General features: G+C 42.5%; 10 protein-coding genes. 9 read left to right on the top strand and 1 reads right to left on the bottom strand.

What is annotated here, in order from left to right; translation table 11 throughout:
• The first annotated feature begins 73 nt into the window (after positions 1–73).
• From MHB69_RS18020 to MHB69_RS18010, 3 genes are all read left to right on the top strand, one after another.
• Complete coding sequence (locus MHB69_RS18020) at positions 74–1,285, top strand: FtsW/RodA/SpoVE family cell cycle protein (protein ID WP_342495830.1); 1,212 nt, start codon at positions 74–76, stop codon at positions 1,283–1,285.
• A 110-nt stretch (positions 1,286–1,395) separates the two neighbouring features.
• On the top strand, positions 1,396–2,145 hold the full coding sequence (nfsA, locus tag MHB69_RS18015) for an oxygen-insensitive NADPH nitroreductase (protein WP_342495829.1): 750 nt from the start codon (positions 1,396–1,398) through the stop codon (positions 2,143–2,145).
• Positions 2,146–2,202: 57 nt separating this feature from the next.
• Positions 2,203–3,204: an LLM class flavin-dependent oxidoreductase gene (locus MHB69_RS18010; RefSeq protein ID WP_342495828.1), complete on the top strand. Its 1,002-nt coding sequence runs from the start codon at positions 2,203–2,205 to the stop codon at positions 3,202–3,204.
• A gap of 320 nt (positions 3,205–3,524) precedes the next feature.
• On the opposite strand, the gene MHB69_RS18005 is transcribed toward MHB69_RS18010, so the two are convergent.
• Positions 3,525–5,951 carry a S8 family serine peptidase gene (locus MHB69_RS18005; RefSeq protein ID WP_342495827.1) on the bottom strand — a complete coding sequence of 809 codons (2,427 nt, stop codon included), beginning with the start codon at positions 5,949–5,951 and terminating at the stop codon, positions 3,525–3,527.
• 500 nt (positions 5,952–6,451) lie between these two features.
• Here MHB69_RS18005 and MHB69_RS18000 point away from each other — a divergent pair, with 500 nt between their 5' ends.
• The 6 genes from MHB69_RS18000 (at position 6,452) to MHB69_RS17975 (ending at position 12,411) form a co-directional block, all read left to right on the top strand.
• A complete protein-coding gene (locus MHB69_RS18000; RefSeq protein ID WP_034281298.1) occupies positions 6,452–6,730 on the top strand; it encodes a hypothetical protein in 279 nt (92 codons plus the stop codon).
• Between the two features lie 52 nt (positions 6,731–6,782).
• Positions 6,783–7,616, top strand: coding sequence for a PRD domain-containing protein (locus MHB69_RS17995; protein ID WP_034281297.1), 834 nt, complete (start codon positions 6,783–6,785; stop codon positions 7,614–7,616).
• A gap of 255 nt (positions 7,617–7,871) precedes the next feature.
• Positions 7,872–9,260: a sucrose-specific PTS transporter subunit IIBC gene (locus tag MHB69_RS17990; RefSeq protein ID WP_034281296.1), complete on the top strand. Its 1,389-nt coding sequence runs from the start codon at positions 7,872–7,874 to the stop codon at positions 9,258–9,260.
• A gap of 19 nt (positions 9,261–9,279) precedes the next feature.
• Positions 9,280–10,737 carry a sucrose-6-phosphate hydrolase gene (locus tag MHB69_RS17985; protein ID WP_342495826.1) on the top strand — a complete coding sequence of 486 codons (1,458 nt, stop codon included), beginning with the start codon at positions 9,280–9,282 and terminating at the stop codon, positions 10,735–10,737.
• Positions 10,738–10,927: 190 nt separating this feature from the next.
• Positions 10,928–11,182 carry a hypothetical protein gene (locus MHB69_RS17980; RefSeq protein WP_024423823.1) on the top strand — a complete coding sequence of 85 codons (255 nt, stop codon included), beginning with the start codon at positions 10,928–10,930 and terminating at the stop codon, positions 11,180–11,182.
• 155 nt (positions 11,183–11,337) lie between these two features.
• A complete protein-coding gene (locus MHB69_RS17975) occupies positions 11,338–12,411 on the top strand; it encodes a chitobiase/beta-hexosaminidase C-terminal domain-containing protein (protein ID WP_065214915.1) in 1,074 nt (357 codons plus the stop codon).
• Positions 12,412–12,422 lie beyond the last annotated feature (11 nt).

The following is a 12,422-nucleotide window of genomic DNA, read 5'->3' as shown; positions in this document are numbered from 1 at the left end:
GAGTTGATTTTGTGAAAATTTCAATCTAATATAAATAAGGGCTTTTATGTTTTGTAATAAGGGTGGTTAGTTCATGAACAAGCAGAATACATCTCCTTACTATCAAGGAGATTTGATTTTTATATTTTTAGCCTTCTTTGCCATCAGTGTCATTTCGATTTATGCTGCGGGTCAATTTGGGCAGTATGGAACTAATGCATGGACCAGACAGATTATTTACTACATGGTCGGAGTTATATGTATTGTAGCCATAAATTACTTTGATTTGGAGCAATTAGAGAAGCTAAGTCTCTATATTTTTATAGGCGGCATACTGCTGTTACTTTTTTTGAAAGTTGCTCCTGCAAAAATTGGAAGTCATGATTTTGCTCCAATTAAAAATGGTGCAAAAAGCTGGTTTGTGATACCAGGGGTTGGAACACTTCAGCCTTCAGAGTTCATGAAAATTGGTTTGATTATGATGCTTGCATCTGTCATTGGAAAGTCTACACCTAGAGGAAAGCGGACATTAGAGGATGATATTTTCCTTCTATTAAAAATTGCCGGGGTGGCAGCTGTACCAGTTGGACTGATCTTCTTGCAGGATGCAGGGACTGCGGCTGTTTGTATGTTTATTGTTGTGGTGATGGTGTTTTTATCAGGGATCAATTGGAAACTGATCTCTCTCATCGGTTCAGTGGTTGTGCTTTTAGTTGCTTCTGTTTTAGCTGTGATTATCTTATTCCCTGATTTTGCGAAAACAATAGGCATCCAGCAGTACCAGATCAACCGGATTACCGCTTGGCTGCCTGATAGTTCTTCAACAGCCAACCAAGCACAGACGCAGGATGCATCTGGATCTGATAAATATCAAGTAGAGCAGGCGATTATGGCCATTGGTGCAGGGCAGATTTTTGGGAATGGCATTAAAAACTTAAAGGTCTACGTTCCTGAAGCACAAACGGATATGATTTTCTCCATTATAGGTGAAGCCTTTGGCTTTATCGGCTGTGCCTTTGTTGTGATCATGTTCTTCTTCTTGATTTACCGGCTTGTCGTACTGATTGACCGTATCCATCCTTATAGCCGATTTGCGTCATTCTTCTGCGTAGGATATACAGCATTGATTGTAATTCATACGTTCCAGAACATTGGCATGAACATAGGCGTGATGCCTGTAACAGGGATTCCACTCTTATTTATCAGCTTTGGAGGAAGCTCTGTCTTGTCCGTTCTCATTGGATTCGGGATCGCCTATAACGCAAGCGTTCAATTAACGAAATATCAAAGTTATTTATTTAAATAAAACGGGTAAGGGCAGTCTAAGTATAGGCTGTCTTTTTTTATGCGAGTTTTCATTTTTGAAAAGCCCTATGTCTTTGCCTTATGATAGAAGAAGTGAAGGAGGTCTTCGAATTGAACAAAACGATAGAAGCCATATTAAATCATCGATCCATCCGTTCGTTTACAGACGAGCGTTTGACAGAAGAAGAGGTGCTGACACTGATTAAAAGTGCACAGGCTGCTTCGACATCAAGCTATGTACAGGCGTATAGTATTATTGGGGTGACAGATCAGGAGAAGAAGGCCAAGCTTGCTGAACTGGCTGGGAATCAGCCTTACGTTGAGAAGAATGGGCATTTCTTTGTCTTCTGTGCAGACTTGAAACGCCATGATCATATTGCAAAAAGAGCAGGGAAGAATCATCAGGAGGCGCTTGAGAATACGGAAGCCTTTCTCATTAGCGTCATCGATGCGGCATTGGCTGCACAAAATGTCAGTGTTGCTGCAGAATCAATGGGACTTGGGATCTGCTATATTGGCGGACTGCGTAATCAGCTGAGAGAAGTCTCTGAAGTGCTTGAAACGCCATCTTATGTGCTGCCGTTATTCGGTCTGGCTGTTGGCCATCCAGCTAATCAGTCGTCACAAAAGGAACGGCTGCCAGTTGAACTCATCTATCATGAAAATTCATATCAGCAAGATGAAGCGCATGTGGATCGTTATTTAAAAGAATACGATGATCGTATTTCGGCATATTATGAAGAACGAACAAACGGTGAGAGAAAAGATACTTGGTCTGAGCAGATGCTGCGGGGCTTTAGTCAGCCAAAGCGTGCCTTCCTTGGAGAATTTGTGAAAGAGAAGGGCTTTAATCGAAAATAAATAAGACATCCCCCTTTCCATTTAAGAGAGGGGGATTTCTGTAAGAGGTGCAGCATAATGAAATTAAGTATACTGGATCAATCTCCTTTGATTGGAGACGCAACACCTACTGAAGCACTGAAGCAGACGGTTGAACTGGCGAAGCAGGCGGAAAAGTGGGGCTATCACCGTTTTTGGGTATCAGAGCATCATTTTTCAAACCGGCTTGCAGGATCGAGTCCAGAGGTGCTTCTCGGCCATTTATCAGCCGTTACATCGCACATCCGCATTGGCTCAGGCGGCGTTATGCTCCCGCACTACAGTGCCTATAAAGTAGCAGAGAACTTCAGGGTTCTCGAAGCGCTGGCTCCTGGCAGAATCGATCTTGGGATTGGACGTGCCCCTGGTGGTATGCCTATTTCCTCCATTGCCCTTCATCATGGTGAGCGAAAGCGTCTAGGCGACCAGTATCCTGAGCAGGTAGAGGAATTGAAGGTCTATTTACATGATCTAGCGGATGAATTTTACCCGCTGCCTCATTTGACTGCTTCTCCGAAGGTAGAGACCGCGCCAGAAGTATGGATGCTCGGTTCCTCTGGCGGGAGTGCAAGGCTTGCGGCGAAAGCAGGTGCAGGCTACACGTTTGCTCTTTTTATTAATGGTGAAGGCGGAGAAGACTCTGTGGAGCAATATATCAACCGATTTGAACCTTCAGTATTCGGTGAAAAGCCGCGTCTCAGTCTGGCAGTCTTTGTTTTATGTGCCGAAACAGAGGAGCAGGCAGAAAAACTGGCTGTCAGCTTAGATTTATCTTTACTTGCCAATGAACAAGGGCTGAATCTTGAAGGCTTTCCTTCATATGAAGAGGCACAGTCGTATTCCTACAGTCCATATGAACAAAAACGAGTGGCTGCTAATCGTCAAAGGATGGTCGTTGGAACGCCAGCATCTGTGAAAGAGCAGCTAACCGCACTCGCGAAGGCTTATCGAACAGATGAATTGATCGCTGTGACCATCACACATCACATGCAAGACCGGCTCACATCGTATCGTTTATTAAAAGAAGCCTTTGATGCATAACGTATGTATATTTATCGCCTGCGGAGCCAGTACAAGGGGAAAAGGACCATCATGGTGAGGAAGAAGGCGGCTGACACGAGCAGGCTGAGCGGGTAGATACAGGAAGTATAAACAGACAGCTCGCATGCTTGATGAAAAGGACGAGGCTGCTTCGTATGTAAAAAGGTTAGAAAATAAACCAAGGTGATCGTCAGAAAAAAAGCAGTAAAAAAAGAAACGATCCATAGCAATATCAACATGAGTTTCTCTTTCCTCCATATATGATCGAAAAGCCTTGATGAGCTTATCCACTCATACAAGGCTTTTCTTGTGATTCACATTTATTCAGGGTAAATTTCGAAAGCTTCCTTCGTTTGTACGGTATCTGATTTTCCTTTCAAGCTTGCATACGCAAGCATTATATACTCACCAGCTTCAAGCTTCTGGCCTTGATTGATTGTGCCATTCCATTTTACGCGGTGTTCTCCTTTATCAACATGTTGATAAACACCAGCTTCACCTAAATACTCTCCATCGGTCGAGTAGACAAGGAATGCAAGGTTCTCAGCACCGCCAGGCAGGTAGCTGCTAATGACATAGCTTCCAGCACGATTGTCCGGCTCTACGGAAACAGAAGTGACGCGCGGATAATCAGGCTCTTTCACAATCAATAAAGTAGGGATTTCTGTGATCTTTCTGCCATTTTCGCGAAGGGTTATGCTGCCTTGGTACGTCCCTTTTTTGGTTTTTCCGTAATTCACCTGTACTGCAGAAGTAAAGGATCCAGTGGAATTCCCTTTGACGGTGATTTTTTTCGTTCCGTTTGTACTAATGCCGCTGCCATTGAATTTGTAATCAATGGTATACGTTTTCGGTGCTTTTGAAAGGTTTTCTACCTTAAATTTCTTCGTTTTGATTTGAACGCCTTTTTCCTTTAAGAAAGTGCCGTAAGAATAGCTCGCATCAGAAACGATAGAAGACGCCTGAAGTGATTCCATGATTCGAACGCTGCCTGTTCCTTGTGTGTTATGAGGGAATGGGCTGCCATTTGCGTCAAACAGTTTTTCTGCTGTATTCATCAGCAATGCTTTGATTTGTTCAGTTGAGTACGATGGTTTTGCTTGTTTAATGATCGCTGCAACTCCTGCCACATGCGGAGATGCCATACTTGTTCCTTGCTTAGATCCATATCCGTAAGGCTGAGAAGGATCATGCGTTGGGATCGTACTCACAATGCTGACGCCAGGTGCTGACAGATCAGGCTTAATCATCCACGTATCCACAACCGGTCCGCGGGATGAGAAGTCAGCGACTTGCTCACTAAGTTCCTTGACAAATTGAATGGAGAAAGCCGTTGTATCGTTTCCAGCCTCAATGGCTTTAATAAGCGCTGTTCCTTCAGCTTTTGACAGCTTAATCGTAGGAAGTGCGAGTCCTGGTACGTCGACTGGGATTTCTCCATCGGTATTGTTATACATCACAACGCCGATTGCACCAGCGGCTTTTGCATTGTCGACTTTATCCACAAAAGCAATGGCACCCCGTTCAATCACGGCCACCTTTCCTTTCACATCGATGTCTTCAAACGCCTTTTCGTCACCGATTCCTGCTTGGACGAGTGTGACTTGTTTTTGGTCAAGCGCTTTTAAATCACTCTCTTGGTAGTATCCCATGACTTTTGCAGTAGAATAATTTGGGAATTTCACATTGTAAAGGCTGTACGGAAGCTGAGTTGCTCCGACAGAAATGGCCTCTCTTGACGTGCCGGGAGAACCGACTGTCCAGCTGTTCGGACCGCTGTTTCCATTCGAAGTCACAGCGACAACGCCTTCAGACATGGCCCAATCAAGTGCAATGCTCGTTGCATAATCAGGGTTATTGACACTGTTTCCAAGAGAGAGGTTCATGACATCTGCTCCGTCAGTAACAGCCCGGTCGATGCCTGCAAGAACGTTCTCAGTTGTTCCAGATCCACCTGGTCCAAGTACACGGTATGCAAGAAGCGTGGCATCCTTTGCGACCCCTTTAATTTGTCCATTTGCTGCAATCGTTCCTGCAACGTGTGTGCCGTGATCTGTGGATTCGCCTCTAGGATCTCCTTTAGGTGTCTCTTGCGGAGAATAATCATTATCAACAAAATCATAGCCTTTGTATAAACCGAAGTTTCCTTTTAAATCAGGGTGGGTATAGTCTACTCCAGTATCAATGACTGCGACTTTGACCCCTTTTCCAGAATAGCCGGCATCCCATGCTTTTGGTGCACCGATAAATGGAGCGCTTTTATCCATAAGCGGGGAGACATCTTCGTTTGGAAGCTGGATGCTTTCTTTTTTCACTTCATCGGTTTTATATGTAACATCCGGATAAACGGCTTTTACTCCATCCACTGCGAGCAGCTTCGGGATTTCGTTTGCAGGAAGTTTCATAGAGAAACCAGAGAAAACTTTTTCATATTCTTGACGAACACTCGCTTTATCTACCTCTTTGAGTGCTGCGTTCTTTACTTTTGTTCGAGATTTTTTGAGGGAGGCCTTTGTTTGTGATTCGCCTTCTTGCTTGGCTTCAACTAAGGATTTTTCCTTTAATTCAACAATGACAGTGGTTTGTTTTTTCGAGTTGACATTGATTTCACCGAAGATTTCTGCTTTTTCTAGTTCCATCTTTTTGTTAGATGGAGCAGCAGCAGCCTGTTGACCGGTAAAGAATGTGGATAAAATAAAAATAGTGGAGAACAATAGAACAGAAGAACGAGATATTACCTTTTTCATTTATTTTCCCCTTTCTAGCTGTGTTTTTAGGGAGATAGCCTTTCTTTTTGTGGATAAATAGGAAAGATTCACTGCCCGTTATTAAGTATTCAATACGTTGAAAACAATTCCTTTACTAAAATGGTCTTATTTTACATAGTTATAAAGAACTATTTTGTTTATAAAGTCGCACTTATTCACAAATGTCTGTTGATAACTCAATTATTCAGATACATATATGGAAAATAAAAAATTTACATACACAAAATCTAGTAAGAGGGTGTTGATATGTGGATAAACCCTGTTGATAAGGTGTGCTTATCTTTGGGATAGCGTGTGCATAAAATTTTCATTGAAACATCCAGGCACATGATGATCTTCTGCACTTTTCAACAAAACTTCTGAAAACTAGTTGGTTTTTTCACCCAGATTGTGACAAACCTCTCTTTTTTCTCGGGATATGATAGGAGCAGTTGTTTTGCTAGAGTTGCTAGATTCTAAGAAAAGCGGAGGGATGTTCAGTGAAGAAATTAAAAAGCTGGTTGAGCGTATGGTTTGGTTTCATGATGAATGTGCTTGTGAACCCTGGTGTGATGATGAAACAGCAAGGGTTTCAGGCGGCCGCGGCGGATGCTGGATTCTTTGAAGTAGTGAAAGAGAGAGAGCTGGAGAAACTGGCAGAAGAACATAAGAAGAAACGCAGGATAGAGAAGCGGTTTACTCAAAGTCTGATGATGCTTGAAGAGAAGACGATGCGAGAGGCGCGTGCTGGTCCGCTCTTACCTTTACAGAAAAAGTGAAACAGGGTAAAATCCCACATAAGAAATGTTATCTGCTGGGAGAGGATACCCCTTGAAGATATATAAAATATTGAATAACAACGCAGTGATTGTGAAGGAGGGCGATCAGGAGAAAATTGTGATGGGACCCGGAATTGCTTTTCAGAAGGGGAAAAATGACGTCGTTCCTCTTCAAAAAATAGAGAAAATCTTTGTTGTGCGTGAAGAAAATGAGAAATTCAAACAAATTCTTGCCACATTGCCAGAAGCGCATATTGAGGTGGCAGAGCATATCATCAGTTATGCAGAGGGTAAACTCATGATGCCGCTCAGTGATCACATTCACATATCACTGACTGATCATTTGTCCTTCGCCATTGAACGCCTTCAAAAAGGCATTGTGTTATATAATAAATTGCTTGGTGAGATCAAAGTCTTATATAAGCAGGAATATGAGATTGGAAAGTATGCCATTCGTTATGTAAAGGAGCGGCTTGGGGTTGAACTGCCGGACGATGAGGCAGGATATGTGGCACTTCATATTCATACGGCCAAAATGAATACGGAGTCCATGAAAAAGACCGTGAAATATACAACGATGATCAAAGAAATGATCGAGCATATTGAAAGATATTTTCAGCATTCAATTGATGAGGATAGTATTTCCTATCAGCGGCTTGTGACACATTTGAGGTATGCATTAGGCAGGTTGGAATCAAATGAGGCATTTCAAATCATGGACGAAGACATGCTGATTTTTATCCAAACAAAGTATGATACGGCGTACCGGTGTGCACTTGGACTTGCTGATTTGTTAAAAGATGAATATGGACTTCATCTCCCTGAATCGGAGATCGGCTACATCACGCTGCATGTCCAGCGTCTGCAGGAAGCCGAATTGGTTTAAAATGATGTGCCTGCATGCAGGCTTTTTTTTATGCACACTACTCTTATTAGTGTACATGGGTCATTGGATTTGAAAAAAGAGGTTGACGCATGTCACAGTCTTATACTATGATGAAAGCGTAATCAAAATTTGATACCGCGGGATTGTGACTGTCAGGCAGGCAAGACCTAAAATTTGCGTAACGAGGGGACGTGTATGTCCTTTACTCGTTGGTGAATTTTAGGTCTTTTTTGCTTTAAAAAAGGAGGAAACTTCATGGATTATCAAAAAACAGCCAAAGAATTAACAAAACTGTTAGGCGGCAAAGAAAATGTCATCAGTGCTACTCATTGTGCAACAAGACTCAGATTGGTGGTGAAAAATGAGGATTTGATTGACAAAGAGGCCATTGAAGAACTTGAAGGTGTAAAAGGGGCTTTCTCAAGTTCAGGACAATTTCAAGTCATTTTTGGAACGGGATCTGTCAACAAAGTATATGAACCATTTGCTCGTGAGACTGGTCTTGAGACTGGCGACGAGAAACAAAAGCCTGTCAGCCATGATGAAGCAGTGAAACAAAAAATGAATCCACTTGCGCGTTTTGCAAAGACGTTATCGAATATTTTTGTACCAATCATTCCAGCAATTGTGGCAAGCGGTTTGTTAATGGGTCTCTTAGGTATGATGAAAGCCTTCAAATGGGCTGATCCAAGCTCTGCGATCTTCCAAATGCTTGATATGTTCTCAAGTGCAGCCTTTATCATTTTGCCGATTTTAATTGGGGTCAGTGCAGCGAAAGAGTTTGGCGGAAATCCGTATTTAGGGGCTGTCATTGGGGGAATAATGATTCACCCGAATCTGCTTAATCCGTGGGGATTGACGGAAGCAAAACCTGAATATATGCATTTATTCAATATTGATATTGCTCTTCTTGGTTACCAAGGGACGGTTATTCCAGTGTTATTGACCGTATATATCATGTGCCTTGTTGAGAAGAATTTAAGAAAAGTCGTTCCGAACAGTATTGATTTACTTGTGACCCCATTTGTGACGGTGATTGTCACTGGATTTGTGACATTTATTGCAGTTGGACCGCTTGGAAGAATGCTTGGTACAGGCATTTCGAATGCACTGACATTTATTTATGACCATGCAGGGTTCTTAGCAGGACTCATTTTCGGCGGTGCTTACTCTTTGATTGTGCTCACAGGGGTTCACCATAGCTTCCATGCGATTGAGGCAGGATTGCTGAATGATATTGGGCGTAACTATTTGCTGCCAATCTGGGCAATGTCCAATGTCGCGCAAGGCGGGGCAGGATTGGCTGTTTTTTTCTTAGCCAAGCGTGCAAAAACAAAAGAAATTGCCCTTCCTGCTGCCTTCTCTGCTTTTTTAGGAATTACTGAGCCTGTTATATTCGGTGTAAACCTCCGCTATCGTCAACCATTTATTGCGGCGATGATTGGAGGAGCATTGGGCGGGGCATTTGTAGTTTTCACGAAGGTAGCAGCCAATGCTTATGGTTTAACAGGCATTCCGATGATTGCGATTGCAGCACCATTCGGTGTTCAGAATGTGGTCAATTATGTGATTGGTATGTTAATCGCTGTTGCTGTTTCATTTATTCTCACTATCATTTTTAAAATAAAAGAAGTCGAAAAATAATCAAGGAGTGGTCACAGTCATGACAACTACTGACGCAGCACTTCGTCAAAAGATAGCAGACCGTATTCGAAACTATGAGCATTTGGTCAAAAAGGATGTGTACCGGCAGCATTTTCATTTGATGCCGCCAGTCGGTCTTTTAAATGATCCGAATGGGCTGATTCAGTGGAAAGGAATTTACCACGTCTTTTATCAGTGGCAGCCATTCAAAACGGGGCATGGTGCAAAATTCTGGGGGCATTACACATCGACAGATCTAGTCAATTGGCAGCACGAAGAAGCCGCTCTTGCCCCAAGTGATTGGTTTGATCAAAACGGCTGTTATTCTGGCAGTGCATTTATAGACGATGGTCAGATGCATGTGATGTACACTGGAAACGTTCGGGATGAACAAGGGAACCGTGAGACGTATCAATGTTTAGCTGTTTCGGAAGATGGTATTCACTTTCAGAAAAAAGGTGTCGTGGCAACACTGCCGGAAGGGTTCACTGCTCATTTTCGAGATCCAAAGGTATGGAAGCGAAATGGCCAGTGGTACATGGTCCTTGGTGCACAAAGCTTAGACCTGAAGGGACACCTTGTCTTATTTACCTCTGATACGTTGGATAATTGGACGTTTCAAGGCACGATTGCAGGCAGCGGAAAGAATGGTTTAGACAATTTCGGCTATATGTGGGAATGTCCAGACCTGTTTGAATTAGACGGCCGGGATGTATTGATTGTGTCACCGCAAGGGCTAGAGCCGGATGGCTTAAAATATCACAACACACATCAATCAGGCTATTTTGTTGGCACATTGGATGATCATTCCTATCAATATACACACGGAGCGTTTGAGGAGCTGGACCGCGGCTTTGACTTCTATGCGCAGCAAACCTTTCTAGACGAATCAGGCAGACGACTTTTAATCGGGTGGATGGGGGTGCCTGATCAAGGAGAAGAACATCATCCGACCATTTCTTATCAATGGATACACTGCCTCACGATCCCGAGAGAGCTCCGTTTAGATGAGGACGGACATCTGATTCAAAAACCAGTAAGTGAACTTCAATCCATGCGGACCAATGAACAAGAGCATGTTTTTCATATTAAACGTTCTGTTCATTCCATCCCTGTAGAGGATATTACGAGCGCAGAGGTATTCATTGATCAAATTGAGACACAAAAAGGGTTTGAATGCTGTATCCGTGCAGCAGCACGCATCATCTATGATAAAGAGGAAGGGAAGCTGACATTAGAGCGGGATCGATTTGAAGATCGATCAAAGGAAGTTCGTGAAGTAGTCATAGAGGAATTACACGACCTTCATATCTTTATCGACTCATCGTCAATTGAGATTTTTGTAAACGGAGGCCGAGAAGTTTTTACTGCACGTTACTTTCCTTCCCCGGGAAATAAATCGATCTCCATCAGTGGCAGAAATGAAACAAAGCTGAAACTGAAGACATGGCATTTACAAAGAGAAGCAGATCAATGATCTGCTTTTTTCTAGTGAGATCAGCCTGTAACTTAAAGCCTATAGCGTGTATATACAAGGTTGGCCTAAAGCGGTTTGATGACGTTTTACATATATGATAACAGGTGGAATTATGGTATCATTTTAAAATATATACAGCTGAGGCTGACGTTTATCCAAATGCGGTAGGACAAAAAAAGGGGTTGTTTACTTGAATTCAAAACAGCAGCCGACGACTAGAAAACGCTTGGAGACAATGGCAGATCATGTTGAAGATAAACGTGAAGAATATAAAGAATTGCTCATTCAAGTTCAATCTATTCTCGGTGAACCTTCTTTAGAGCAGGAAGAAGTGAAAGAGAAGCTGTCAGATACGTATAAACAAATGAAAGAATATGCTTTATTTGTTGAATCCATTGAAGCCTTTATTCGAAAAATGGCGAAAGAGTCCGATCAGCAAAAATAGGCGTTCATGTATGGATAAAAGAGTGTACTCGGAAGCGGGTACGCTTTTTTTATTCAATAAGATGATTCAGAAATTTAAATGAAAGCGTTGACATTTGTGTTGTCATGATCAATAATAAATAAAAATTTCATCTGAGCATGTACAGGAGGAACGATATGAACTATACAACCAAGAAATGCCTGATCACCTTTATTATTGTCCTGTTTTCTATGAGTTTTCTTTTTCCTTCCGTTTCTTCTGCCCGAAATCATACGTCATCTGCTGCGTCAACTGCTTCAGTCCCGTCTGGTCAATATTATCGTTCACAAGAGGTAGCTCTGCATTCTCACGTTCAAAAAGCTTCTCTTTATTACACAACAGATGGCAGCCAGCCGACAACTCAAAGTCAGTTATACAAAAAGCCCATTCATATCGAAACTGATACGACTTTAAAAGTAAGCGCTTACAAAAATAGGCATCGACTTGCTACGTCTACGTACAATTATCGTTTTGTCACACGAGAGGATATCGCATCATCTTTTTTATCTTTTGAATATCAAGGAATGCCTTATCGGTTGTACATTCCGAAAAATCATAAGAGGGGTAAAGCCTATCCTTTAGTCCTCTTCTTACATGGAGGCGGGGAGAGGGGAACAGACAATCAAAAGCAGTTACTTGCGAATGATGGTGCAGTTTTATGGGCTTCTCCTGAAGTTCAAAAGAAACATCCTTCGTATGTACTTGCACCTCAGGCGCGAAATGCTGTCGATGGAGGCTTTGCATTAACAAGAAATGTGCAAAATGAAATTGATCTGACGAATGTGTTTCAATTTTCACCAGATTTACACAAAGCTTATGATGTCCTTCAGCATGTGTTAACTTCTTATCAGATTGACCAGAAAAGAATTTATGCGACGGGTTTATCACAAGGTGGATTTGGCACGTACCAGTTGAACATCACATATCCTCGTTTGTTTGCAGCGATGATTCCTATTGCTGGGGGTGCAGATCCGAGCAAGGCGGGAATTTTAGCGAGCAAGCCAATATGGGCATTTCATGCAGAGGATGATTCCATTATCCCTATCAGCTATGCGAGAAATACAATTCAAGCTATTCAAAAAGCTGGCGGCCAGCCGCTTTATACGGAGTATGCAAGCAAGTATGGATATGACCATGCATCATGGACGCCTGCTTATGAGACGCCAGGCTTAACAGATTGGCTGTTTGCACAGAGACGAAGCTTTCGATAAACAAAAACCGA

The organism is Bacillus sp. FSL K6-0994 (assembly GCF_038630815.1).
In the GTDB taxonomy this organism is placed as follows: Bacteria; Bacillota; Bacilli; order Bacillales; family Bacillaceae; genus Bacillus; species Bacillus safensis.
The sequence above is the reverse complement of the archived record's forward strand: the minus strand, read 5'-3'. Positions and strand labels throughout refer to the sequence as shown.

Coding starts and splice junctions, on each gene's coding strand:
- MHB69_RS18020 (WP_342495830.1), top strand. CDS start 74: ATGAACAAGCAGAATACATCTCCTTACTATCAAGGAGATTTGATTTTT.
- MHB69_RS18010 (WP_342495828.1), top strand. CDS start 2,203: ATGAAATTAAGTATACTGGATCAATCTCCTTTGATTGGAGACGCAACA.
- MHB69_RS18005 (WP_342495827.1), bottom strand. CDS start 5,951: ATGAAAAAGGTAATATCTCGTTCTTCTGTTCTATTGTTCTCCACTATT.
- MHB69_RS17990 (WP_034281296.1), top strand. CDS start 7,872: ATGGATTATCAAAAAACAGCCAAAGAATTAACAAAACTGTTAGGCGGC.
- MHB69_RS17985 (WP_342495826.1), top strand. CDS start 9,280: ATGACAACTACTGACGCAGCACTTCGTCAAAAGATAGCAGACCGTATT.
- MHB69_RS17975 (WP_065214915.1), top strand. CDS start 11,338: ATGAACTATACAACCAAGAAATGCCTGATCACCTTTATTATTGTCCTG.